Here is a 21,597-nt window from a genome sequence, read left to right as displayed (position 1 = left end):
CCGGTACTACCGGCTCATCAGCTCCGAGACCTTCACGAAGCGGTAGCCCTTCGCCCGCAGCTCCGGGACGATGCGGCGGATGGCCTGCTCGGTGACCGGGGCGGCGCTGCGGGTGCAGTGCATGACGACCAGGGAGCCGGGCCTGACGCCGTCGAGGACCTGGTCGGCGACCGCGTCGGGGTCCTTGGCGAAGGCGTCGCCGCTGACCACGTCCCACTGGATCGCCGTGACGCCGGTCGGGGCGAGGGCGCGGCGGGCGGTGTCGTCGTAGCAGCCGCCGGGGAAGCGGAAGTACGGGACGACGTTGGTGGCGCCGGCGTCGCGGAAGGCGTCGAAGGCGCGCTGGACGTCGGCGGCCATGTCGGGGCGGGCGACGGTCGGCAGGCCGTAGCAGGGCTCGGCGAAGGCGTAGTGGCTGTAGGAGTGGTTGGCGATCTCGAACCGCGGGTCGTTGCCGATGGACTTCGCCTGCTCCGGGTACTCCTCGGCCCAGCGGCCCGTCATGAAGACGGTCGCGTCCACCTTCAGGCGGCGGAGCGTGGCGATGAGCTGCGGGTTGTCGAAGCGCTCGCCGCGCGCCGCGCGCGGGCCCTGGTCTGCCGTCATGTCGGCGTCGAAGGTGAGCGCGACGACCTTCTCCGGGCTCCTGGCGCGGTGGGTGTAGACGGCGGCGAGCCCGCCGGCCGCCGGGGCGAGTGTCGGCGGGGCCTTGCGGACGGGCGGGGCCGGAGCGCCCGAGGCGGAGGGCGCCCCGGACCCGGCGGCGGCCGGCTTGGCCGGCACGGACGGCTTCGTCGATGCGGCCGGTTTCGCCGGCGCCGAGGTGTCGGCCGCGCCCCCGCCGCAGCCGACGAGTACGGCACCCAACAGGGCAAGTGCCGACAGTCTTCGTACGGAAGTGGTCATCACTGGAAAATATCCGATCAGATGCTCCTATCGTTCGCGGCTCGACAGCAGCAGCGCCCGAGTCCACGCGGTGAGCTCACGCACCATCGCCTGGGCGTGCGCCGCGCGGTCGGCGCGGAAGGGGAGGACGAGCAGCGCCGGCAGGAAGGCGAGCGTCACGAGGAGCAGGGGGAGGGTGGACACGAGGACGATGAGGGCGCGCTGGGCCCAGCGGAGAGTTCGCATGCGGCCAGGCTGGGGAGGGCACGGAACGTTGCGGAAGCCGCAACCGTTGCCGCTTCGGAGTCAACACCCGGGGGGAGTGTGCCACATGACCGAAGTCGCCCGTACACAGGGCAACTCGTCCGAGATCGAGCGCGGGGTCGTGCCCGAGGTCGCGGAGCTCGGCAACGTGTTGAAGGAGCTGTTCAACCGGCTCGGCATCACGCAGACCCAGTACGCCTACCGCGTCCACCTCCACAAGTCGGTCGTCTCCCGCTTCCTCGGCGGCAAGCGGCTCGCCGATCCCCAGTTCATCGAGCGGCTGGTCACCGAGGTGGAGACCCACGTGGGTACGCCTCTCAAACTGGAGGCCAAGGAGGCGATCCAGGCGCTGCGCCTGAAGGCGCTGAGCGTCACCGACCCGGACGAGTTCCGTCTGGAGCAGCTCCGCGGCGAGCTGGCCCGCTCCCGGCGCGATGCCGAACGCGCCGACCGCAACGTCGAGGCCCTCCACGCCCTCCTGGAGAAGAAGGAGGCGGAGGCCCGCGCCGCCACCGACGAACTCGACCGCCTGCGCCTCGACTGGGGCGCCGAGATCGCCGCCCTCCGCCAGGACCTCGCCGACGCGGAGGGCCTGCGCCGGGACGCGGAACGCCGTGGCGAGGAGCTCCGGCAGCAGGTCCTGCGCCTGGAGAACGAGCTGTCGCGGCGGTACCCGGAGGGCGGCGGTGCGGGTCTGCTCCCGCTGGAGGCCTTCCAGGGGCAGCTGGAGGCGCTGTGGGAGGCGGAGGAGTTCGCGGAGGCGGGGCGGGAACTGACCGAGGCGGCGTGGGCGCGGCCGCTGGAGGAGGCGGGGGAGCTGCTGGAGTGGCTGGAGGGCCTCCGCCGGGAAACCGCCGCCGCACAGTTCGTCTCCGACATCGGGCGGCTGCGGCCGGAGGAGGACCTGCTCCGGTTCGCGCCCGAGGCCGAGCGTGCCCGGGGGTTCGCCGTGCCGGAGGCCTGGGCCACCGCGCTCTCCACGCGCGTCACCGAGCGCAACGCCGCCGTCTTCTACGAGGGGCTGAAGGATTTCCGGCTGGTCCTGGCCGACTCCCAGGCCGACGCGATGCTGGCCCGGATGATGCAGCGGACGGACGACCCGGGCCGGGAAGTCGCCCTGACGGCCGCGGCGCTCGCGCAGGAGCGGTCACCGGCGCGTCTCGGCTCCACGGCGCAAGTGATGGCCAGGCAGGGTGTTCACCCGGTGAGACGGTTGTTCCCCTTCCAGGTCATGCTCGGGCTCGCCCGGGCGGGGCGAGCCGATGTGGCCGAGGCGGTCGCCGACGAGTATCGCTCCCTCCTGCCCGCGACAGACGGCGGGCGGCAGTGGGTGCGCGTGCACGTGCTCGTGCGGGAGCTCGCGGAGACCGAACCCGGAGACGAGGCGATCGACATCCTCTTCGGCCTCATGGCCGGGCTCGATCTCGAAGAGATCGAGGACGTCGACGGGAAGGTGGACCGGTTCGGTCGGGCCCTGGCCGACGACCCCCCTCTCCTCCGCCGCTACACCACCCTCCGCGCCTCACGAGGCGACTAGCCTCGCCCGGCACTCCGCCACGTCGAAGTCCGCCTCCGGATACCGCGGATCCAGCTCCTCCAGGTGCTCCAGGAGCAGTCGGCTGATCGCCCAGTTGCGGTACCACTTGTGGTCGGCGGGGACCAGGTACCACGGCGTCCGGTCGGTCGCGCAACGCTCCAGGGCGATCTCGTACGCCTCCTGGTACGCCGGCCACAGTGCCCGCTCCGCGATGTCGCCCGGGTTGAACTTCCAGTACTTCTCGGGGTTGTCCAGGCGCTCCAGGAGCCGGGCGCGCTGCTCCTCGTACGAGATGTGCAGGAAGACCTTGACGACGGTGACGCCGTCGTCGGCGAGTGACTTCTCGAAACCGGCGATCGCGCCGTACCGGTCCTCGATCTCGGCCGCCGGGGCCAGCTCGCGGACCCGGGCGATGAGGACGTCCTCGTAATGGGAGCGGTCGAAGATGCCGACCTGGCCGACCCGGGGGAGCGCCTTCGTGACCCGCCAGAGGAAGGGGTGCCCGCGCTCCTCCTCCGTCGGGGCCTTGAAGGCGTGGATACGGCAGCCCGAGGGGTTGAAGTTGCCGATGACGTGCTTGACCGTGCCGCCCTTGCCGCTGGTGTCCATGCCCTGGAGGATCAGCAGCAGCCGGCGCCGGTCGCCCGCCGTGCTCGCCGCGTACAGCCGTTCCTGCAGGCCGGCCAGGCGCGGACCCAGCTCGGCGGTGGCCGCGAGACCGGCCTGCTTGCCGTCCGGGCCGAGCGGGGTCGCGCCCGCGTCGTACGAGGCGAGGTCGACGCGCTTCCCGACCGGGAGCCTGAGCAGCTCCCGCAGGGACTGCTTCCCCCGGTCGTCCTTCTTCTTCGCCATCCGCCCGCCCTTTCGATTTCCCGATACCGATCTACCGATCCTGCGTGTCGAGCGCCGGTCGCACCACCGCGAAGGCCCGGTCGAGCACTTCCAGCGGGTCCTCCGCCGCGTCGCTGTCGCCCCAGCGTTGCAGCGCCGTGTGGAAGGCGACCAGCGCGGTGCCGGCCGCGAGCCGGGGGTAGAGGTCGGCGGCCGGGCCGAGGCCCCGGCGGCGGGCCAGCTCCGCCGCGAGCGCCTCGCGCCATTCTGCCTGGCGCTCCAGGAAGCGGGCGAGCAGCGCGGGGGTGCGCAGGATCAGCTGGACCACCCGCAGGGCGCGGGCCGCGTGGTCGGGGTGCCGGTCGGTGCAGGCGAGGAGCGGTACGGCGAGGGCGTGGCGCAGCGCCTCGGACACGGACTCCTCCGCCGGGCGGGCCGCGAGCGCCCCCGCCTCGACGTCCTCGTCAACAACGCGGGCGTCATGGCCCCGCCCCGCACCCTCAGCGCCCAGGGCCACGAACTCCAGTTCGCCGCCAACCACCTCGGCCACTTCGCCCTCACCCGGCTGCTGCTCGACCACCTCGCCGCCACCGGCCGCGACCCCCGGGTCGTCACCGTCAGCAGCCTCCAGCACCGCAAGGGCACCCTCGACTTCGCCGACATCCACGGCGACCGGCGCTATGCGCCGATGCGCCATTACAACCAGTCCAAGCTCGCAAGCACTGTTTTCGGCCACGAACTGCACCGGCGTCTCACCGCCGCCGGCAGCCCCGTCCGCAGCGTCCTCGCCCACCCCGGCTACACCGCCACCCACCTCCAGCGCGACACCCCGGTCGCCTACGCGCGGGCGGCGACCGATCCGGAGACCGGCCGCCGCCTGTGGGAGCTGTCCGAGCAACTCACCGACGTGCACTTCGGACCGGGCTGATCAGCACCAGGGGCCCGTCACCGCGAACGTCGTCCCCGGCGTGTAGCAGTTCACGTACATCGTCGAGCCGTCCGGCGAGAACGTCACCCCCGCGAACTCGCCCCACTCCGGGGCGTCCGGGGCGCCGATGGTCTGCACACCGCGCGCCACCGCGTACACCTCGCCTCTCCGGCTCACGCCGAACACGTGCTGCGCGCCGTTGCCGTCCTCGCACACCATCAGGCCGCCGGTCGGCGACAGACAGATGTTGTCGGGCGACTCGCCGGGCAGCTGCACATCCGTGTCCGGGCCGAAGACGACGACGAGGGTGAGCCGGCGCCGGCCCGGCTCGTACTTCCACACCTGCCCGAAGTGGCCGGCCGCCGAGCCGTCCCTGGTCCGCGCGAACGACGACACGAAATACACGGAGCCCCCGGAGAGGCGGTCCCCGCCCCAGTAGCAGCCCTCCAGCTTCTGTGCGTGCGTGATCCCCTTCGGGCCGAAGTCCTGGAGCCGGATCGGCGTCCCGGCCGCCAGCGGATCCGGTACGGGCACCCACTCGACGCGCTCGAACCGGGTGCCCGGCTCCCGCACCACCGACAGGTCGGGCACCCCCGGCACCCGCATCGCCTCCAGCGTGCCGCCCGCGCGCAGGGAGCCCGTGCCGCCGAGCGGCTTGTGGGGCAGGAAGCGGTAGAAGAGGCCGAAGGGGCGCTCGAAGGCGTCCTCCGTCTCGTAGACGATGCCGCTGTACGGGTCGACGGCGACGGCCTCGTGCTGGAAGCGGCCCATCGCCGTCAGGGGCACCGCGCCCGTGCGGCGCGGGTCCGCTCCGTCGACCTCGAAGACGAAGCCGTGGTCCTTGGTGTAGCCGTTGGTGCCGGCCCGGTCCTCGGTCTCCTCGCAGGTCAGCCAGGTACGCCAAGGGGTGGGCCCGCCCGCGCAGTTGACGGCGGTACCGGCGATGGCGACCCGCTCGCCGAGCACCTCGTTCCGGCCGTCGAGAGTGAGGGCCGTACAGCCGCCCTTGGCGGCCGGGTCGTACGTCAGGCCGTCGACGACCGGCACGCCGATTCTCCCGGTGACCCGGTTCTCGTGGTTGCGGACCAGATGCACCCGGCCGCGGCGCCCCGCGAAGGCGCCCATCCCGTCGTGGTTGCCCGGCACCGGTCCCTCGCCGGAGCGGAGCGGATCGCCCTCCCGGGAGAGGACCTTGTACGTGAAGCCGGCCGGCAGGTCGAGCAGCCCGGCCGGGTCGGGGACCAGCGGGCCGTACCCGCTGGAGCGGAGGGGCGGCGCGGCGACGGCCGTGCCGGCGAAGAGCTCCGACAGCGCGCCCGTGAAGGCGATACCGGCGGTGGCGCCGAGGATCTGACGTCGTGTTGCGGACATGAGGCAACTCCTGTCTGGCGGTACAGGAAATGACGTGCGACCCGCATGTGTGTACCACGCACGGTGGTGACACGTGAACCACGCGGGTCGCACGTCGCCTCGTGAGAACGCGGAGGACTTACGCCAGTTCGGCCGTCAGCGTGATCGTCGTGCCCGTCAGCGCCTGGCTCACCGGGCAGTTCTTCTTCGCGTCCTCCGCCAGCTCCTGGAACCGGTCCGCGTCCAGGCCCGGCACCTCGCCGCGCACGGTGAGGTGGATGCCGGTGATGCCCTCGCCCGGCTGGAAGGTCACGTCCGCCTTGGTCTCCAGGCGGGTCGGCGCGTGCCCGTCCTTCGCCAGGCCGTTGGAGAAGGCCATCGAGAAGCAGGAGGAGTGCGCGGCGGCGATCAGTTCCTCGGGGCTGGTCCGGCCCTCCGGCTGCTCGGCGCGGGACGCCCAGGTGACGTCGTACGAGCCGAGCTTCGAGGAGTCGAGAGTGACGACACCGGAACCCTTGAGGAGGTCGCCCTGCCAGACGGTGTGGGCGTGACGCACGGTGGCCATGTGTATCCCTTTCGATCGGGTATGGCCCCCAAGCTACTGCGCGACGAGTCCCTTCGCGTCCCGCGCGAGGGCGGTGAGCCGGGAGATCGCCCGGAAGTACTTCTTCTTGTACCCGCCGTTCAGCATCTCGTCGCTGAACAGCTTGTCGAAGGGGAGTCCGGAGGCGAGCACGGGTATCTCGCGGTCGTAGAGCCGGTCGGCGAGGACCACGAGCCGCAGCGCGGTCGACTGGTCGGGTACCGCCCGCACGTCGGTGAGGCAGACCGCCGTCAGGTCGTCGGTCAGCGCCCCGTACCGGCTCGGGTGAACCCTGGCCAGGTGTTCGAGCAGGTGCGGGAAGTCGTCGAGCGAGGCGCCGGGGGTGGCGTACGCGGTCCTGGTCACGGTCTCGTCGTCGTACGGCGCGGGGGCCTCCGGCAGGCCGCGGTGGCGGTAGTCCTCGCCGTCGATCCGCAGCGGGCGGAAGTGCGCCGACAGGCCCTGGATCTCGCGCAGGAAGTCGGCGGCGGCGAAGCGGCCCTCGCCGAGCTTGCCGGGCAGGGTGTTGGAGGTGGCGGCGAGCGCCACGCCGTGCTCCACGAGGCGGCTGAGCAGCGAGGAGACGAGGACGGTGTCGCCCGGGTCGTCCAGCTCGAACTCGTCGATGCAGAGCAGCCGGTGCCCGCTGAGGGTCTGCACGGTCTGCTGGAAGCCCAGCGCGCCCACCAGGTTCGTCAGCTCCACGAAGGTGCCGAAGGCCTTGAGCGAGGGCTCGGCCGGGGTGGCGTGCCAGAGGGAGGCGAGCAGGTGGGTCTTGCCGACGCCGTAGCCGCCGTCCAGGTAGACACCGCGCGGGCCGGCCGGGGCCGTGGCCTTCGGAGCCCTGGAGAACCAGCGGCGCTTGCCGGCGCCGGTGGCGTGCGCGCCGCCCAGGCCCTCGGCGAAGCCGCTCAGGACCTTGACCGCCTCGATCTGGCTGGACTGGTTCGGGTCCGGGATGTACGTGTCGAAGCGCACCGAGTCGAACCGCGGCGGCGGCACCATCTCCGCCACCAGCCGGTCGGCGGGGACGCGGGGCTCCCGGGAGCAGAGCGAGAGCGGGGCCGCCTCGGAGGAATCGGAGGAATCGAGGGAAGCGGCTTCTGTCATGGCACGGGTCGACACAGTTATCCACTGTAAGCGCCGTGTCAGACTGCCGGGATGCGACGCCTGCTTCCTGTGACGGACATGACAGCCCACGACGCGAAGGCCCCGGCGGGCCCGGAGGGGGCCCCCGGCGCCGACCGCACCGATCACGAGTGGTCGCTCGACGAGCTCGCCGACGCCTACGCGTATCCGCCGGAGGCGGCGTCCGGGCGCTGGCTGCGGGCCAACATGGTCTCCTCGCTCGACGGCGCCGGCCAGCACGACGGGCGCTCGCAGCCGCTGTCCTCCGAGGCCGACATGCGGATCTTCGGCACCCTGCGGGGTCTGGCGGACGTCGTGGTCGTCGGCGCGGAGACGGTACGGAGCGAGGGCTACCGCCCGGCCAGGGCGCGGGACGCCTTCGCGGCCCGCCGGGCGGCGGCGGGCCAGGGCCCGGCCCCGGTGATCGCCGTCGTGACCGCCTCGCTCGACCTGGATTTCTCGCTTCCGCTTTTCACCGGGCCGCTCGTCCCCACCCTCGTCCTCACCGGTGCCGCCTCCTCCGCCGAACGCCGGGCCGAGGCCGAGCGCGCGGGCGCCGAGGTGGTCATCGCCGGTGACGACCGCGGCGTCGATCCGGAGCGCGCGGTGACGGCCCTCGCGGAGCGCGGCCTCCGGCGCCAGCTGACCGAGGGCGGACCGCGCCTGCTCGGGCAGTTCGTGGCCGCGGGGGTGCTCGACGAGCTGTGTCTGACGCTCTCCCCGACCATGACGGCGGGCACCGCGCAGCGGATCGCCGGGGGCCCGTCCGTCGCGGTTCCGAAACGCTTCGCCGTGGCGTCGGTGCTGGAGCAGGACGGCTTCCTCTTCACCCGCTACCGTCGGATCTGACAATCGGCGGAATTTGTCGTTCCGCTTAGCGTCCGCTGGGCAGAATCACTCTCGCAATCCCCGTGGGGCCACGGGGAAGGATGGTTTCCGCAGAAGGGCTCCTGAGGTGTTCACAAGCGTTCTGATGATCGAGAAGCCCCTCACGTCCACCGACGTGGACTTCGTCACCACGCTCCACGGTGACGAGGTCGTCTCGTTCATCGTTCTGATGCAGCCGCGTGGTGACCAGGCCGATCTACTGCTGCGCGCCATCGACGACGTGGCGATGGGCGAACTGAAAGAGGCGGCCCGCGAGGGCGACGAGCCCGAGGGCAAGGAGGCCCGGCCGCTCGCCGAGCAGGCCCTGGAGGCCTCGCTCAAGGCGCTCAGAGCCGCGGGCTGCGAGGCCGTCGGACAGGTGATCGAGGATCACCCCCTGAACAAGATGAAATCGGTGGTCGACGAGTCCGAGGCGGACGAGGTGATCGTGCTGACCGCCCCGCACTACGTGGAGGAGTTCTTCCACCGCGACTGGGCCTCCCGGGCCCGCCACAAGGTGGGGGTGCCGGTCCTGAAGCTGTTCGCGCACAGCGACTGATCGTCACTCGCAGGGCGGGCCGGGCTCGGCGCCCGGCCCGCCCGCCCCGAGCCACTAGGCTTGGCCTTTCAAGCGAAGACACGCACGCACACGCACGAGACGCACTCGGGGAGAGAACCGCATGGCACCCGCCATCCCTGCCGCCATGGAACGGCCGCACTTCATCGGCATCGGCGGTGCCGGCATGTCGGGCATCGCGAAGATCCTCGCCCAGCGCGGCGCCAAGGTCGCGGGCAGCGACGCCAAGGAGTCCGCGACCGCCGAGTCCCTGCGCGCCCTGGGCGTCACCGTGCACATCGGCCACGCCGCCGAGCACCTGGCCGACGACGCCTCCGCCGTCGTCGTCTCCAGCGCCATCCGCGCCGACAACCCGGAGCTCAAGCGCGCCGCCGAGCTCGGCATCCCGGTCGTGCACCGCTCCGACGCGCTGGCCTCCCTCATGGACGGCCTGAGCGCGATCGCCGTCGCCGGTACGCACGGCAAGACGACCACCACCTCGATGCTGGCCGTCGCGCTCACCGAGCTCGGCCTCGACCCGTCGTACGCGATCGGCGGCGACCTGGCGGGCCCCGGCACCAACGCCCGGCACGGCGAGGGGGACGTCTTCGTCGCCGAGGCCGACGAAAGCGACCGCAGCTTCCAGAAGTACGACCCGAGCGTGGCGATCGTCCTCAACGTGGAGCTGGACCACCACGCCAACTACGCCTCCATGGACGAGATCTACGAGTCCTTCGAGGCCTTCGCCGCCAAGATCCGCCCCGGCGGCACCCTGGTCGTCGGCGAGCACGCGGGCGCCCGCGAGCTGGCCCGCCGGGTCGCCGGGCGCGAGGGCCTGAGCGTCCTCACCGTCGGTGAGGACGAGGGCGCCGACGCCCGCATCCTGAAGATCGTCCCGAACGGGATGAAGAGCGAGGTCACGGTCGCCCTCGACGGCGCCGAGCACGTCTTCACCGTCTCCGTGCCCGGCCGCCACTACGCCCACAACGCGGCCGCCGCCCTCGCCGCCGGCTCCCGCGCCGGCATCGACCCGGCCGCGCTCGCCCAGGCCCTCACCGCCTATACCGGCGTGGGCCGCCGCCTCCAGCTCAAGGGCGAGGCCGCGGGCGTGCAGGTCATCGACTCGTACGCGCACCACCCCACCGAGATGACCGCCGACCTGGAGGCCATGCGCGGCGCCGCCGGAGCCTCCCGCCTCCTCGTGGTCTTCCAGCCCCACCTGTTCTCCCGCACCCAGGAGCTGGGCAAGGAGATGGGCGACGCCCTCGCGCTCGCGGACGCCTCGGTCGTCCTCGACATCTACCCGGCCCGCGAGGACCCGATCCCGGGCATCACCAGCGAGCTGATCGTCGCCGCGGCCCGCGCGGCCGGCGCCGACGTCACGCCCGTGCACGAGAAGGAAGCCGTCCCGGAGGTCGTGGCGGGAATGGCGAAGCCCGGCGACCTGGTTCTGACCATGGGCGCGGGTGATGTGACCGACCTGGGCCCGAAGATCCTGGACCGGCTTTCGGAGTAGGGAGCGGACGATGGCGTACGAGGTCGAGAAGCCGGACGAGGAGTGGCAGGCCCAGCTGACCCCGTCGGAGTACCAGGTGCTCCGGCTGGCCGGCACGGAGCCCGCCTTCCGCGGCGAGTACACCGACACGAAGACGAAGGGCGTCTACTCCTGCCGTGCCTGCGGTGCGGAGCTCTTCACCTCGAACGAGAAGTTCGAGTCGCACTGCGGCTGGCCGTCCTTCTACGACCCGAAGGACACCGAGGCGGTCGAGCTGGTCGCCGACACCTCGCACGGCATGATCCGCACCGAGGTCCGCTGCGCGCGCTGCGGTTCCCACCTCGGACATGTCTTCGAGGGGGAGGGGTATCCGACCCCGACCGACCAGCGGTACTGCATCAACTCGATCTCGCTCCGCCTGGAGCCGGACGAGAGCTGAGCGAGGCTGAGCGAGATGCTCCACCAGCACCTGAGCCGATCGGCGCGACCCGCGCCGGTCGGCTCAGCTGTTTTCGGCCACCGATTCCTCCGCCTCCGTCTCCGCCTCCGCCGCCCCGCACACCGGACAGAGCCCGCGGTACGTGATCTCCACCCCCGTCACCGTGAAGCCGAAGCGCTCGGCCGCCGGCAGCCCCTCCAGGAGGTCGCCCTCCGGGTGCACGTCGCGGACCGTGCCGCAGCCCGCGCAGACCAGGTGCTGGTGGTCCCGGTGCGCGTTCGGGTCGTAACGCTTGGCGCGGCCGACGCCGGACACCTCGATCACCTCGCCGAGCGAGACGAGCTCGCCCAGCGTGTTGTACACCGTCGCGCGGGAGATCTCGGGCAGTCTCGCGGTGGCGCGGGCGAGCACCTCGTCCGCGGTGAGGTGGATGTGCTCGCCGTCGAGGACCTCTGCGACCACGCGCCGCTGGGCGGTCATCCGCCAGCCGCGTCGGCGAAGCCGTTCCAGCAGGTTGCTCATGGTCACCAGCCTTGCTGCGCGAGTGGTGCGGCGCGTGTCATTCGTATGAGTCCGGCCGTCGTATTGACTTGGACAGCGTCCAGCATAGGATCGACTCCAGTAGTAGCCAAGAGGGTGTAAGCCGGAATGGTTCGGAAGGAAAGACCGATGTCTGAGCAGAATCACGATCCCCTTGTCACCGAGGACGAGGCGGCGGCCGAAGCCAAGGGCGGCTGCCCGGTCGCGCACGGCCGCGCCCCGCACCCCACCCAGGGCGGCGGAAACCGGCAGTGGTGGCCGGACCGGCTGAACCTGAAGATCCTCGCGAAGAACCCGGCCGTGGCGAACCCCCTCGGTGAGGAGTTCGACTACGCGAAGGCCTTCGAGGCCCTCGACCTGCCGGCCGTGAAGCGGGACATCGCCGAGGTCCTCACCACCTCGCAGGACTGGTGGCCGGCCGACTTCGGCAACTACGGCCCGCTGATGATCCGCATGGCCTGGCACGCCGCCGGCACCTACCGCGTCAGCGACGGCCGCGGCGGCGCCGGCGCCGGCCAGCAGCGCTTCGCCCCGCTGAGCAGCTGGCCCGACAACGCGAGCCTGGACAAGGCCCGCCGTCTGCTGTGGCCGGTGAAGAAGAAGTACGGCAAGTCCATCTCCTGGGCCGACCTGATGATCCTCACCGGAAACGTGGCCCTGGAGACCATGGGCTTCGAGACCTTCGGCTTCGGCGGCGGCCGCGTCGACGCCTGGGAGCCGGACGAGGACGTCTACTGGGGCCCCGAGACCGAGTGGCTGGGCGACGCCCGCTACACCGGCGACCGCGACCTGGAGAACCCGCTCGCCGCCGTCCAGATGGGCCTCATCTACGTCAACCCCGAGGGCCCCAACGGCAATCCGGACCCGATCGCCGCGGCCCGCGACATCCGCGAGACCTTCGCCCGGATGGCGATGAACGACGAGGAGACCGTCGCCCTCATCGCCGGCGGCCACACCTTCGGCAAGACCCACGGCGCCGGCCCGGCCGACCACGTCGGCGCCGACCCGGAGGCCGCGCCGATGGAGCAGATGGGCCTCGGCTGGAAGAGCTCGTACGGCACGGGTGTCGGCAAGGACGCGATCACCTCGGGCCTTGAGGTCACCTGGACCAGCACGCCCACCCGCTGGTCGAACAACTTCTTCTGGAACCTGTTCGGTTACGAGTACGAGCTCACCGAGAGCCCGGCCGGCGCCAAGCAGTGGGTGGCGAAGAACGCCCCGGAGACCATCCCGGACGCCTTCGACCCGTCGAAGAAGCACCGCCCGACGATGCTCACCACCGACCTCTCGCTGCGCTTCGACCCGATCTACGAGCCGATCTCGCGCCGCTTCTACGAGCACCCCGAGCAGTTCGCGGACGCCTTCGCCCGCGCCTGGTACAAGCTCACGCACCGCGACATGGGCCCGGTCGTCCGCTACCTCGGCCCGGAGGTCCCGAGCGAGGAGCTGCTGTGGCAGGACCCGCTGCCGCAGGCCACCGGCGAGACCCTCGGCGCCGCGGACATCGCCGCCCTCAAGGAGCAGATCCTCGGCTCGGACCTGTCCGTGACCCAGCTCGTCTCCGCGGCCTGGGCCGCGGCCTCCTCCTTCCGCGGCAGTGACAAGCGCGGTGGCGCCAACGGTGGCCGTATCCGTCTGGAGCCGCAGAACCAGTGGGAGGTCAACAACCCGGACGAGCTCGCCCAGGTGCTGCGCGTCCTGGAGAGCGTCCAGGAGTCCTTCAACGCCAAGGGCGGAAAGCAGGTCTCGCTCGCCGACCTCGTCGTCCTCGCGGGCACCGCGGGCGTCGAGAAGGCCGCCAAGGACGCCGGCGTGACCGTGGAGGTGCCGTTCTCCCCGGGCCGCGTCGACGCCACGCAGGAGCAGACGGACGTCCACTCCTTCGCCAACCTGGAGCCGAAGGCGGACGGCTTCCGCAACTACGTGGGCAAGGGCCAGCGCCTCCCCGCCGAGTACCTGCTCGTCGACAAGGCGAACCTGCTCACCCTCTCCGCCCCGGAGATGACCGTCCTGGTCGGCGGTCTGCGCGCGCTGGGCGTCACCCAGCCGCAGACCTCCCTCGGCGTCCTCACCGAGACCCCCGGCAAGCTGACGAACGACTTCTTCGTCAACCTGCTCGACCTGGACATCGCCTGGAAGTCCACCACCGACGACCAGTCCACGTTCGAGGGCCGCGACGCCTCGGGCAAGGTCAAGTGGACCGGCACCCGTGCCGACCTGGTCTTCGGCGCGAACGCCGAACTCCGCGCCGTCGCCGAGGTGTACGCCTCGGACGATGCCAAGGACAAGTTCGTGACGGACTTCGTCGCGGCCTGGGCGAAGGTCATGGACCTGGACCGGTTCGACCTGCGCTGATCGGCGCTCGGCACGTGACGTGCCGGTGACCGGGCCCCGGGCGGTTCCTCCGCCCGGGGCCCCTCGCGTGTCCTGACAGAATGGCGCCCGAATCGATCACCCGAATCGATCGAAGGAGGGGGCATGACTGTCACACGCAGACTGTTCATGGGCGGATTCACGGCCGGAGCCGTGACCGTGGCCGTCGGAGCGACGGCGGGGGAGGCCGGGGCCGCGGAGACGTCGGAGACGGCGGGGGAGACCACGACCTTCCCCGGCCCGGTCGTCGCCCAGGGCCAGGTCACCGCGCCCCGCTTCTACGCCACGACGGACGGCGAGGGCCTGTACGTGAAGTCGACGAACACCGTCGACAACGCGGCCACCGTCTTCCTGGCCGCCACCTCCGGCGGCGGCTCCGCGCTCAACGTCAGCTCCTACAACGCCGACAGCTCGGCCATGTACCTCAGCGGCAAGGAGCGCAACAGCCGCGGCACGCTGAAGATCGCGCACGTCGGCTACGCCGACGGCTCCGACGGCGGCGCCTCCGCGCTGTCCATCGACCTCCAGACGCAGGGCACCGCCTCGCAGGGCATCTACGTCACCGCGACCAACGGCCCCACCACCGGCGCCCTGATCGTCCTGCGCAACAACGCGGGCCTGGAGGACTTCACCGTCAAGGGCACCGGCCTCATCGGCATCGGCATCGACCGCGGCGCCACCCCGCGCGCCCAGGTCCACATCGTCCAGCGTACGGAGAAGCCGGGCCTGCTCGTCGACGGCACCGTCGAGATCGGCAACGTCACCACCCCGCCCACCGGCACCGTCTCCTCCCACGGCGGCGGCACCCTCTACGCCCAGAACGGCGAGCTGTGGTGGCGCGGCCCCGCCGGAATCCCCACTCGTATCGCCCCCGCATAGGACACAGGAGAGGAAACCCACCGATGGTGCAGCTCACCCCGGACCAGCTGGTCGCCGAGTTCCAGGACGCGGTCGTCGAGCTCTACTTCGCGCGCAAGCGCATAGCGAACCTGGAGGCCGAGAACGCCGACCTGAAGGCGCGGCTCGCGGCGCCGACCGTTCCGCCCCAGGCGCAGGAGTTGCCCGGTGAGGCGGCTCTGGCGCAGGAGGCCGACCCGGCCGGCGAGCAGTGGTTCGCGGGCGGGCCGACGCCGGGAGAGCCGGGGCAGTAACGCCACCGGCCCTCCTCCGGGCGCCGTCAGTGGACGGAGAACCCGCCGTCCACGAAGATCGCCTGCCCCGTGACGTACGCGGAGGCACGGCTCGCCAGGAAGACGGCGGCGCCCTCGAAGTCCTCGGCGAGGCCGTTGCGTCCGATCAGCGTGCGGGCCGCCAGGTCGGCGACCCGGGCCGGGTCGGAGGACAGGCGCTCGTTCAGCGGGGTCATCACGAACCCGGGCACGAGGGTGTTCACGGTGACGCCGGACGACGACCAGGCCTCGGCCTGCGAGCGCGCAAGCGACTCCAGACCACCCTTGGACACCCCGTAGGCCCCGGACTGCACGAACGCACGGTGGGCCTGCTGCGAGGTCACGTGGATGATCCGGCCGAAGCCCCGCTCGGCCATCCCGGGCCCGAAGCGTTGCCCGAGCAGGAACGGTGCCGCCAGGTTCACCGCCATCGTCCGGTCCCACACGTCCTCGGTGAGCTCGGACATGGGCGGACGCAGGTTGATCCCGGCCGAGTTGACGAGGATGTCCGGCTCGCCGTAGACGGCGGCGGCCTCCTCGGCGACGGCCCGTACACCGTCGGGGGTGACCAGATCGCCCCTGACCCAGGCGGCGGTGGCGCCCAGACCCGTGAACTCCTCGACGGCCGCCTCCAGCTCCGGCTTGCGCCGGGCGATGATGACGACCTGGGCCCCGGCCCGGGCGAGCGCCCGGGCGATGGCCTTGCCGATGCCGGAACTGCCGCCCGTGACAAGGGCGGTGCGCCCGGAGAGGGAGAACAGCCCGTCCAGGTACGCCACTACAGGCGCTCGCAGCCGCCGACGAACGCGCTCCAGGCGGCGGGCGCGAGGGCCAGTTGGGCGTCGTCCGGACGCTTGGAGTCGCGGACGTGGACGGTGGTGGGGCAGGTGGCGACCTCGACGCAGTCGTCGCCGTCGCCGCTGCTGTAGGTCGACTTGTGCCAGGAGAGGGCGACTTCCACGCAGTCGCCGTCGCCGCTGCTGCTGTAACTGCTCTTGAACCAGGCCGGGTCAGTCGTGCTCATGTCGCTCCTCGCATCTGCCGCAACAGGCTCTGGGAGTCTTCCAGCGTAAGAGCCTGTGACCGCATCCTGGCATACCGCATCTGGAGGACGCCGACTTCCTTTGCGTCGGAGATGAGCAGACCGGCTCGCTGTGCCTCGACGTACCCGTACCAGCGGTTCTCAGGAGTCTCGAGTAACCGCATGGCTCCGGCGAGCCCCGAGTGGTTACCCCGCCGCTGCTCCATCACCTGGATCTCGATGTTGCGCCGCTCGGACATCCGCAGGATGTGCTCGATCTGTGCGCGGTGGACTTCGGGTCCGCCAGTCTCCCTCCGTAGCACGTGCTCCTCGATGATGAAGCTGTACGCCGTGTTGACCCGCTCGGTGAGCAGCTTCTGCCGCTTCACGCGAGTGACGATGTTCTCCTCGATCTCCGCGTCGCCCAACGGCGGCAACTGCTCCTCGAAGAGGACGCGTTGGTACGCCTCGGTCTGGAGCAGTCCAGGTACGAATCGGTTCTCGTACGTGTAGAGGCACAGCGCCTTCGCCTCAAGCGCGGCCCAACGGCGGAACCAGTTGGCCATTGGCTCCCGTGACAGGTGCTTCGCCGGACCCTTGATCGCCCCGAAGGCGTCGAAGAACTCTTCCGACCGGTCCACGAACTTCGGCGACGGGAACCGCCGTCCCTGTTCGACCGACGCGACGGTCTCCACCGAGTACCCGATCTGCGGGGCGTACTGTTCCTGAGTGAGCCCCGCCCGCTTGCGGAATGCCTTGATCACCTCTCCGAACGCCTTCAGACTGTCCGAGGTCTCCGGCTCCGCGTCGCCGTCTGTCATCACGCACCTCCTTCGTGCTTCGTGCGCACATCGTCACGGGCCGTGATGAGTACTGTCTACCCTCCGAGGTCGTACGCTTGCGGAGCGTACGAGTTTCTGACCTGGGATACCGGGCCGGAAGTGGCCACATTGGCCTCATGACTCCCCCTCAGACCCGCGAAGCGCCGGTTACCGTACGTGTGTTCACCCAGCGTTTCAGCTCGACCCCGCGCGGCGCCCGCCTCGCCCGCCGGCTCGCCGTCCACCAGCTCGACCGCTGGGGGCACGCCTACGGAACGTCGCTCTCCGACACCGTCGCGCAGATCGTCGCCGAGCTCGCCGCGAACGCGGTCACCCACGGGCGGGTGCCCGGCCGGGACTTCGAGCTGACGCTCTCGTACACGCCGGAACGACTCCTCGCCGTCGACGTCTCCGACACCCGCACCGAACGCCGGCCCGGCCTCGTCGCCCCGCTGCCGCTCTCGGACACGGGCCGCGGCCTGCTCCTCGTCGACGCGCTCGCGACCCGCTGGGACGTCCTGGACCGCCTGCCGGTCGGCAAGACGGTCCGCGCCGAGCTCGATCTATGACACCGGTTCGAGCCGAGCCCGCAGCAGGCAGAACTCGTTCCCCTCGGGGTCCGCGAGCACGTACCAGGACTCCTTGCCCGTCTGCCCGACGTCGGCGTGCCGGGCGCCGAGCGCCAGCAGCCGTTCCAGCTCGGCGTCCTGGTCGCGGTCGGTGGGGTTCACATCGAGGTGCAGCGGCAGCTTCCCGGGCTTCGGGGTGTTGCTGGGGCTGAGGATCAGCGTCGGCTGCGGGCCGCCGAACCCGGCGTCGGGCGGCCCGATGGCGATGCTGCCGTCCTCCTCCCGCTCGATCTCCACGTACCCGAGCACCTCGCTCCAGAACGCGGCGAGCCGCTCGGGGGCGGCACAGTCAAGGATCAACTCACTGATGCGGCATGCCATGTTCGGCATCGTAGTGCGCGGCAAGGGCTGCGGCACGGGCACGCAGCGCGGTGCGCAGCGACTCCGGGGCCAGTGCCTCCGCGTCCGTACCGAGCTGCCACAGGGCCCACTCGGCGTGCCGCGCGTCCTGGAAGGTCACTTCGAGCCGCAGCCAGTTGCCGATGCCGGGCTCCTCCATGCGTACGGCCAGCGCGGTGTTCAACAGCTCCTCGCGCCGCGCCGGGTCCACTCGCATCCGTACGGTGAGGTGGTCGCCGTCGGCGAGGAAGCGGGCGGAGCGCTCCCGCCAGATCCGGTCGAGGTCGACCTGGCCCGGGCGCTCGGCCGGCTCGGGCAGCTCCTCCGCGGCCCGCACCCGTGACAGGCGGTACGTGCGGTCCTCGCCGGAGCGGGTGGCCAGCAGATAGGCCTTGTCGCGCACGGTGACGAGCCCGATCGGGTCCACCGTGCGCCAGCGCGGGGCCTGGTCCGTGGCCGCGTAATGGATGCGCAGCTTGTGTCCCGCGAGCACCGCGCGCCGGACCTCGGCCATCGCGGGGCCGGGTATCTCCTCGTCGTCCGCGGCCGCCCGGCGGGAGAGCAGGTCGGTCTCCGGCTCGATGAGGATGCGCTGCGCCGCGTCGCTCGCGGTGCCCCGAGGGCCGTCCGGCAGCGCGTCGACCACCTTCCGCATCGCCGACGCGAGCGCCGCCCCGAGCCCGAACGCCCGCTCCCCACGCCCCGATCCGGCGGTCAGCAGAGCAAGCGCCTCGTCGTGGTTGAGCCCGGTGAGCTCGGTCCGGAACCCGGGAAGGAGCCCGAAGCCACCGTGCCGGCCGCGCTCGGCGTACACGGGGACGCCGGCCGAGGACAGCGCCTCGATGTCGCGGAGAACGGTGCGGGTGGACACCTCCAACTCGCGGGCGAGCGCGTCGGCGGTCATCCGCCCGCGCTGCCGCAGCAGGAGTACCAGGGAGACCAGCCGGTCGGCGCGCATCCCGGAACCGTAACGGAATACATGACGAAGGGTGTCGTGATTCCTTGCGAGGCTCGTCCCACGACATCCGAAGAACGGAGCTGAAGTGGCAGTGGAACGCACGGCGATCAACCCGGTGAACTGGTCCGTGGACCTGGGCTTCAACCAGGCCGAACTCGTCTCCGGTCACACCCGCACTCTCTACATCTCGGGCCAGACCGCGACCGGCCCCGACGGCAAGCCCCGCCACGAGGGCGACATGGCAGGGCAGTTGGCCCTGAGCATCGCCAACCTGGAGTCCGTCCTCGCCGAGGCCGGCATGACCCTCGCCAACCTCGTCCGCCTCAACGTCTACACGACCGACGTCGACGCCCTCTTCCCGCACTACGGCCTCCTCGCGGGCCGCCTGGCCGCGGCGGGTGTGGCCCCGGCCTCCACGATGCTCGGCGTCACGCGCCTGGCGGTCCCGGGCCTCCTGGTCGAACTGGAGGGCACCGCCGTCGCGTGACGTGGGCATGCGATGATGCCTCCGTTTCCCAGACGGAGGACGTTTGTTCGTTTTCGTGTGCGCGGGGTGCGGTGCCTCTCTGAGTCCGGTGCGGCCGTCATCGCGCCGGGCGAGGCCCACGGCACCGTGCTGATCCCGGAGAACCGTGGCAGTGGCTACTGCTGCGGTCTCGACGGGGCGGAGGGTCCGAACATGGGGTGTGCGGCCTGCGGCCGGGCCGTCGCGACCCGGATCGACGACTGCTCGCTCGGTGACCGTCCCGGACGGACTGACCGCCGACATGTTCCGACGCGCCCTCGACACCCTGCTGCCGGCGGGCCCACCGGCCCGGCGAGCCGTCCTCGCCGGACCCGGTCTGCCGGCCCCCGACGCGGACGCCGACATCCTTCTCGTCCCCACCCATCCGCAGACCGGGCGCACCTGGACCCCCGCCGGCCCGGCCGCCTCCGTCTCCGCGTGCCGGGTCCCCCTGCCGTTCGGCGTGTGGAAGTCGCTGGCCTTTCCCGAGCCGTACCTGCCCGTCCCGACCTCGGGCCGGATGCCCGCCGGCGTCCTCCGCGACGACTACCCGCCTGCCCCGCCGCGCTACAACTTCCCGTTCCGTGCCGACCCGGTAACCTTCCGGTCCACTCTCGCCCGCCTGCCTGCCGCCCGCACCCCATGGCTCCGCGAGATCCTCGACGACCCCACGCGCCACAGGCAGGCCGGCATCTTCTGAGGCCGGCAAGATCGTCCACGTTCGGCCACCCCGACCGTCACCTGGTGGAGAAGTAGTCGTCGAGCAGGCGAGCCACCCGGTCGGGGCGCCCTCCGTTGTCGGCGGCAAGGTGCCCCACGCCGGGGAGTGTGACCCTGTGGCTGCGGGGGATGGCGGCCCGCAGCGCGGTGAGGGCGTCCTTGAGGTAGCGAGGGCTGCGGCTGCCGCCGAGCAGGAGCACGTCGGTGCCGACGGCTGCGGACGCTCGGATGAGTTCATGTGCGCCGAGCACGAGTTGGGCGTCGTGATGCATGGTCGGGATGAGATCGACGAGTGGCACCTCGTCGGCAGCGACCTGCTTGGCCTGCGCCCGCATGGCGATGCTCATGAGCGGGACGGCGACCGTCCGGGGGAGAATCCGCAGGATTCGGGAGTCCTTGGTGCCCTTGGCGACCGTGACCATGGCGGCGGCCAGGTGTCCCCGGCTCATCTCCCGGTCGTAGCGGTCCAGCCAGCCCGCGGGGTCGTAGCCGCCCACGGGCAGGGGCGGCTCGTAGAGGGCGACCCTGCAATCGGGGGGCGCGTCCAGTGCCCACTGCAGGACCGGGATGGCGCCCGCGCTGAGAGCGAAGACGCGGCGGGCTCCAGTGCCGTCCATGATCGCCTCGACGTCCTCGGCGGCCCGCTGGAGGGTGAAGTCCGGTCCGTAGGGTCCGCTCAAGCCCCGTCCGCGACGGTCGGGGAGGTAGACGGTGCAGGTGCGGCTGAGTGCCGTGCCGAGCCTCATGAAGTTGTGCGCGGACATCATCGCCCCGTGCATCAGTACGGCCCCGGGGCCCTCGCCCAGGCGGCGGTAGCCGATACGGGTGCCGTCTTTCGACGTCACCGACCCGGTGCGATAGGGGGCGGGGCCTGCACTCATGGCGCCTCACTCGGATACGACGGCCTAGCGGCCTAGCGGCCTAGTGGTCGAACGGCCGCTCGTCCGGGGCGAGGGCGTCCAGGATCAGGGTGAGGCCGTAGGCGAACTCGTCGGCGTAGGCGTAACCCGGCTTGAGGACGTGTTCCGTGGCGAGTTCGGCGAGGTGGGGGTAGGCGTCGGCGGGCATGGCGCGCACGATCGCGCCCGCCACCTCCGCCGACTCCGCCTCGCCGTTGAACGGTAGGCTCAGTTCCTGGAGCACGAAGCCGTAGACGTAACTGTCGATGAGGGAGACGGCGTGTGCCGTCATCCGGACCGAGAAGCCGCCTGCCCGCAACGCTCCGAGGACCGCGTCGTGGTGGCGCAGGGTCGCCGGGCCGGGCTGGGCGCGGGAGTCCATCAGGCCGACGGCCCACGGGTGGCGCAGCAGGGCGGCGCGAGCGGAGTGCGCGCGGTCGCGCATCGCCGTCTTCCAGCCCGTGTCCGCGTCGCGCTGCGGCAGGTCGATCTCCCCGAAGACCGCGTCGACCATCCCGTCGAGGATGTCCTCGCGGCCCGCCACGTGGTGGTAGAGCGACATCGCCTCGACGCCGAGCGGCTGTGCGACGGCCCGCATGGTGAGCGCGGCCGAACCCTTCTCGTCCGCCACCGCCATGGCCGTACGGATCACCCGCTCGCGACTGAGCGGGGTACGCGCCGCTCGCATGCGCCTTGTCCTCTCCGGTTGACCGCCTTACGGTGTAAGGCTACCGTACCTTACAAGGTAAGGCGGAGGTGA

24 protein-coding genes and 3 pseudogenes are annotated in these 21,597 nt (G+C 71.5%); 12 read left to right on the top strand and 15 right to left on the bottom strand.

Features of this window, described 5'->3' with window-relative positions:
- Positions 1-6: 6 nt before the first annotated feature.
- Together AB0M18_RS25685 and AB0M18_RS25680 are read right to left on the bottom strand one after the other, a co-directional pair.
- On the bottom strand, positions 7-906 hold the full coding sequence (locus AB0M18_RS25685) for a polysaccharide deacetylase family protein (RefSeq protein WP_365761873.1): 900 nt from the start codon (positions 904-906) through the stop codon (positions 7-9).
- A gap of 27 nt (positions 907-933) precedes the next feature.
- A complete protein-coding gene (locus AB0M18_RS25680) occupies positions 934-1,131 on the bottom strand; it encodes a hypothetical protein (protein WP_365761871.1) in 198 nt (65 codons plus the stop codon).
- 85 nt (positions 1,132-1,216) lie between these two features.
- Here AB0M18_RS25680 and AB0M18_RS25675 point away from each other — a divergent pair, with 85 nt between their 5' ends.
- Positions 1,217-2,686, top strand: coding sequence for a helix-turn-helix domain-containing protein (locus tag AB0M18_RS25675; RefSeq protein WP_365761869.1), 1,470 nt, complete (start codon positions 1,217-1,219; stop codon positions 2,684-2,686).
- Here AB0M18_RS25675 and AB0M18_RS25670 read toward each other — a convergent pair.
- Together AB0M18_RS25670 and AB0M18_RS25665 are read right to left on the bottom strand one after the other, a co-directional pair.
- A complete protein-coding gene (locus AB0M18_RS25670) occupies positions 2,672-3,538 on the bottom strand; it encodes a PPK2 family polyphosphate kinase (RefSeq protein WP_365761867.1) in 867 nt (288 codons plus the stop codon). The genes AB0M18_RS25675 and AB0M18_RS25670 overlap by 15 nt on opposite strands.
- A 31-nt stretch (positions 3,539-3,569) precedes the next feature.
- Positions 3,570-3,959, bottom strand: a pseudogene (locus AB0M18_RS25665) (TetR family transcriptional regulator); the annotation flags it as partial.
- A gap of 6 nt (positions 3,960-3,965) precedes the next feature.
- On the opposite strand from AB0M18_RS25665, the pseudogene AB0M18_RS25660 reads away from it, so the two are divergent.
- Positions 3,966-4,445: pseudogene (locus AB0M18_RS25660) on the top strand (SDR family NAD(P)-dependent oxidoreductase); the annotation flags it as partial.
- Here AB0M18_RS25660 and AB0M18_RS25655 read toward each other — a convergent pair.
- The 3 genes from AB0M18_RS25655 to zapE form a co-directional block, all read right to left on the bottom strand.
- Positions 4,446-5,816, bottom strand: a complete 1,371-nt coding sequence (locus tag AB0M18_RS25655; RefSeq protein WP_365761865.1) for an alkaline phosphatase PhoX — start codon at positions 5,814-5,816, stop codon at positions 4,446-4,448.
- Between the two features lie 118 nt (positions 5,817-5,934).
- Positions 5,935-6,360, bottom strand: coding sequence for an OsmC family protein (locus AB0M18_RS25650; RefSeq protein ID WP_365761863.1), 426 nt, complete (start codon positions 6,358-6,360; stop codon positions 5,935-5,937).
- A 33-nt stretch (positions 6,361-6,393) separates the two neighbouring features.
- On the bottom strand, positions 6,394-7,488 hold the full coding sequence (gene zapE / locus AB0M18_RS25645) for a cell division protein ZapE (protein WP_365761861.1): 1,095 nt from the start codon (positions 7,486-7,488) through the stop codon (positions 6,394-6,396).
- Between the two features lie 51 nt (positions 7,489-7,539).
- Between zapE and AB0M18_RS25640 the strand changes: the two genes are divergently transcribed.
- The 4 genes from AB0M18_RS25640 to msrB all read left to right on the top strand — a co-directional run bounded on the left by AB0M18_RS25640 (position 7,540) and on the right by msrB (position 10,863).
- On the top strand, positions 7,540-8,355 hold the full coding sequence (locus AB0M18_RS25640; RefSeq protein ID WP_365761859.1) for a pyrimidine reductase family protein: 816 nt from the start codon (positions 7,540-7,542) through the stop codon (positions 8,353-8,355).
- 106 nt (positions 8,356-8,461) lie between these two features.
- Positions 8,462-8,932 carry an indole-3-glycerol phosphate synthase gene (locus tag AB0M18_RS25635; RefSeq protein ID WP_365761857.1) on the top strand — a complete coding sequence of 157 codons (471 nt, stop codon included), beginning with the start codon at positions 8,462-8,464 and terminating at the stop codon, positions 8,930-8,932.
- Positions 8,933-9,053: 121 nt separating this feature from the next.
- Entirely contained in the window at positions 9,054-10,445 is a 1,392-nt protein-coding gene (gene murC, locus AB0M18_RS25630) for a UDP-N-acetylmuramate--L-alanine ligase (RefSeq protein ID WP_365761855.1), read from the top strand.
- Between the two features lie 10 nt (positions 10,446-10,455).
- Positions 10,456-10,863: a peptide-methionine (R)-S-oxide reductase MsrB gene (gene msrB, locus AB0M18_RS25625; protein ID WP_365761853.1), complete on the top strand. Its 408-nt coding sequence runs from the start codon at positions 10,456-10,458 to the stop codon at positions 10,861-10,863.
- Positions 10,864-10,926: 63 nt separating this feature from the next.
- Here the strand turns inward: msrB and AB0M18_RS25620 are convergent, their stop codons facing one another.
- A complete protein-coding gene (locus AB0M18_RS25620; protein WP_365761851.1) occupies positions 10,927-11,385 on the bottom strand; it encodes a Fur family transcriptional regulator in 459 nt (152 codons plus the stop codon).
- Between the two features lie 147 nt (positions 11,386-11,532).
- Here AB0M18_RS25620 and katG point away from each other — a divergent pair, with 147 nt between their 5' ends.
- The 3 genes from katG to AB0M18_RS25605 all read left to right on the top strand — a co-directional run bounded on the left by katG (position 11,533) and on the right by AB0M18_RS25605 (position 14,927).
- Positions 11,533-13,758 carry a catalase/peroxidase HPI gene (gene katG, locus AB0M18_RS25615; RefSeq protein ID WP_365761849.1) on the top strand — a complete coding sequence of 742 codons (2,226 nt, stop codon included), beginning with the start codon at positions 11,533-11,535 and terminating at the stop codon, positions 13,756-13,758.
- A 123-nt stretch (positions 13,759-13,881) separates the two neighbouring features.
- On the top strand, positions 13,882-14,655 hold the full coding sequence (locus AB0M18_RS25610) for a hyaluronoglucosaminidase (protein WP_365761847.1): 774 nt from the start codon (positions 13,882-13,884) through the stop codon (positions 14,653-14,655).
- A 23-nt stretch (positions 14,656-14,678) separates the two neighbouring features.
- Positions 14,679-14,927, top strand: coding sequence for a hypothetical protein (locus AB0M18_RS25605; protein WP_365761845.1), 249 nt, complete (start codon positions 14,679-14,681; stop codon positions 14,925-14,927).
- Positions 14,928-14,953: 26 nt separating this feature from the next.
- Here AB0M18_RS25605 and AB0M18_RS25600 read toward each other — a convergent pair whose 3' ends face one another.
- The 3 genes from AB0M18_RS25600 to AB0M18_RS25590 are packed head-to-tail and all read right to left on the bottom strand — an operon-like array spanning position 14,954 to position 16,787.
- The gene (locus AB0M18_RS25600; protein ID WP_365761843.1) at positions 14,954-15,724 is read right to left on the bottom strand and encodes an SDR family oxidoreductase; all 771 of its coding nucleotides are present in this window, start codon (positions 15,722-15,724) and stop codon (positions 14,954-14,956) included.
- Positions 15,724-15,969: a DUF397 domain-containing protein gene (locus AB0M18_RS25595; protein ID WP_365761841.1), complete on the bottom strand. Its 246-nt coding sequence runs from the start codon at positions 15,967-15,969 to the stop codon at positions 15,724-15,726. The genes AB0M18_RS25600 and AB0M18_RS25595 overlap by 1 nt, the downstream gene beginning before the upstream one ends.
- Entirely contained in the window at positions 15,966-16,787 is an 822-nt protein-coding gene (locus AB0M18_RS25590) for a helix-turn-helix transcriptional regulator (protein ID WP_365761839.1), read from the bottom strand. Before AB0M18_RS25590 ends, AB0M18_RS25595 begins: the two co-directional genes overlap by 4 nt.
- 137 nt (positions 16,788-16,924) lie before the next feature.
- On the opposite strand from AB0M18_RS25590, the gene AB0M18_RS25585 reads away from it, so the two are divergent.
- Complete coding sequence (locus AB0M18_RS25585; protein ID WP_365761837.1) at positions 16,925-17,356, top strand: ATP-binding protein; 432 nt, start codon at positions 16,925-16,927, stop codon at positions 17,354-17,356.
- On the opposite strand, the gene AB0M18_RS25580 is transcribed toward AB0M18_RS25585, so the two are convergent.
- Positions 17,351-17,737 (bottom strand): VOC family protein, encoded by a 387-nt coding sequence (locus AB0M18_RS25580; RefSeq protein WP_365761835.1) that lies wholly within the window; start codon positions 17,735-17,737, stop codon positions 17,351-17,353. The genes AB0M18_RS25585 and AB0M18_RS25580 overlap by 6 nt on opposite strands.
- Positions 17,718-18,713, bottom strand: coding sequence for a WYL domain-containing protein (locus tag AB0M18_RS25575; protein WP_365761833.1), 996 nt, complete (start codon positions 18,711-18,713; stop codon positions 17,718-17,720). Before AB0M18_RS25575 ends, AB0M18_RS25580 begins: the two co-directional genes overlap by 20 nt.
- A gap of 91 nt (positions 18,714-18,804) precedes the next feature.
- Here AB0M18_RS25575 and AB0M18_RS25570 point away from each other — a divergent pair, with 91 nt between their 5' ends.
- Together AB0M18_RS25570 and AB0M18_RS25565 are read left to right on the top strand one after the other, a co-directional pair.
- Positions 18,805-19,200 carry a RidA family protein gene (locus AB0M18_RS25570; RefSeq protein ID WP_365762038.1) on the top strand — a complete coding sequence of 132 codons (396 nt, stop codon included), beginning with the start codon at positions 18,805-18,807 and terminating at the stop codon, positions 19,198-19,200.
- Between the two features lie 75 nt (positions 19,201-19,275).
- Positions 19,276-19,918 (top strand): annotated as a pseudogene (locus tag AB0M18_RS25565) (hypothetical protein); the annotation flags it as partial.
- Between the two features lie 37 nt (positions 19,919-19,955).
- On the opposite strand, the gene AB0M18_RS25560 reads toward AB0M18_RS25565, so the two are convergent.
- Together AB0M18_RS25560 and AB0M18_RS25555 are read right to left on the bottom strand one after the other, a co-directional pair.
- Positions 19,956-20,819 (bottom strand): alpha/beta hydrolase, encoded by an 864-nt coding sequence (locus tag AB0M18_RS25560; protein ID WP_365761831.1) that lies wholly within the window; start codon positions 20,817-20,819, stop codon positions 19,956-19,958.
- Positions 20,820-20,859: 40 nt separating this feature from the next.
- On the bottom strand, positions 20,860-21,525 hold the full coding sequence (locus AB0M18_RS25555) for a TetR/AcrR family transcriptional regulator C-terminal domain-containing protein (RefSeq protein ID WP_365761829.1): 666 nt from the start codon (positions 21,523-21,525) through the stop codon (positions 20,860-20,862).
- Positions 21,526-21,597 lie beyond the last annotated feature (72 nt).

Origin of the sequence: Streptomyces sp. NPDC051909 (assembly GCF_040681095.1) — a bacterium.
Classification (GTDB): domain Bacteria; phylum Actinomycetota; class Actinomycetes; order Streptomycetales; family Streptomycetaceae; genus Streptomyces.
This window is presented reverse-complemented; position numbering and strand designations above follow the sequence as displayed.

Bases quoted from the DNA above. Each gene is read 5' to 3' on its own strand.
- murC (WP_365761855.1), top strand. From the start codon at position 9,054: ATGGCACCCGCCATCCCTGCCGCCATGGAACGGCCGCACTTCATCGGC.
- AB0M18_RS25590 (WP_365761839.1), bottom strand. From the start codon at position 16,787: ATGACAGACGGCGACGCGGAGCCGGAGACCTCGGACAGTCTGAAGGCG.
- AB0M18_RS25675 (WP_365761869.1), top strand. From the start codon at position 1,217: ATGACCGAAGTCGCCCGTACACAGGGCAACTCGTCCGAGATCGAGCGC.
- AB0M18_RS25560 (WP_365761831.1), bottom strand. From the start codon at position 20,819: ATGAGTGCAGGCCCCGCCCCCTATCGCACCGGGTCGGTGACGTCGAAA.
- AB0M18_RS25610 (WP_365761847.1), top strand. From the start codon at position 13,882: ATGACTGTCACACGCAGACTGTTCATGGGCGGATTCACGGCCGGAGCC.
- AB0M18_RS25640 (WP_365761859.1), top strand. From the start codon at position 7,540: ATGCGACGCCTGCTTCCTGTGACGGACATGACAGCCCACGACGCGAAG.
- AB0M18_RS25585 (WP_365761837.1), top strand. From the start codon at position 16,925: ATGACTCCCCCTCAGACCCGCGAAGCGCCGGTTACCGTACGTGTGTTC.
- AB0M18_RS25670 (WP_365761867.1), bottom strand. From the start codon at position 3,538: ATGGCGAAGAAGAAGGACGACCGGGGGAAGCAGTCCCTGCGGGAGCTG.
- AB0M18_RS25595 (WP_365761841.1), bottom strand. From the start codon at position 15,969: ATGAGCACGACTGACCCGGCCTGGTTCAAGAGCAGTTACAGCAGCAGC.
- AB0M18_RS25685 (WP_365761873.1), bottom strand. From the start codon at position 906: ATGACCACTTCCGTACGAAGACTGTCGGCACTTGCCCTGTTGGGTGCC.
- AB0M18_RS25655 (WP_365761865.1), bottom strand. From the start codon at position 5,816: ATGTCCGCAACACGACGTCAGATCCTCGGCGCCACCGCCGGTATCGCC.
- AB0M18_RS25680 (WP_365761871.1), bottom strand. From the start codon at position 1,131: ATGCGAACTCTCCGCTGGGCCCAGCGCGCCCTCATCGTCCTCGTGTCC.
- AB0M18_RS25650 (WP_365761863.1), bottom strand. From the start codon at position 6,360: ATGGCCACCGTGCGTCACGCCCACACCGTCTGGCAGGGCGACCTCCTC.
- AB0M18_RS25580 (WP_365761835.1), bottom strand. From the start codon at position 17,737: ATGGCATGCCGCATCAGTGAGTTGATCCTTGACTGTGCCGCCCCCGAG.
- AB0M18_RS25620 (WP_365761851.1), bottom strand. From the start codon at position 11,385: ATGAGCAACCTGCTGGAACGGCTTCGCCGACGCGGCTGGCGGATGACC.
- AB0M18_RS25575 (WP_365761833.1), bottom strand. From the start codon at position 18,713: ATGCGCGCCGACCGGCTGGTCTCCCTGGTACTCCTGCTGCGGCAGCGC.
- zapE (WP_365761861.1), bottom strand. From the start codon at position 7,488: ATGACAGAAGCCGCTTCCCTCGATTCCTCCGATTCCTCCGAGGCGGCC.
- msrB (WP_365761853.1), top strand. From the start codon at position 10,456: ATGGCGTACGAGGTCGAGAAGCCGGACGAGGAGTGGCAGGCCCAGCTG.
- AB0M18_RS25605 (WP_365761845.1), top strand. From the start codon at position 14,679: ATGGTGCAGCTCACCCCGGACCAGCTGGTCGCCGAGTTCCAGGACGCG.
- katG (WP_365761849.1), top strand. From the start codon at position 11,533: ATGTCTGAGCAGAATCACGATCCCCTTGTCACCGAGGACGAGGCGGCG.
- AB0M18_RS25555 (WP_365761829.1), bottom strand. From the start codon at position 21,525: ATGCGAGCGGCGCGTACCCCGCTCAGTCGCGAGCGGGTGATCCGTACG.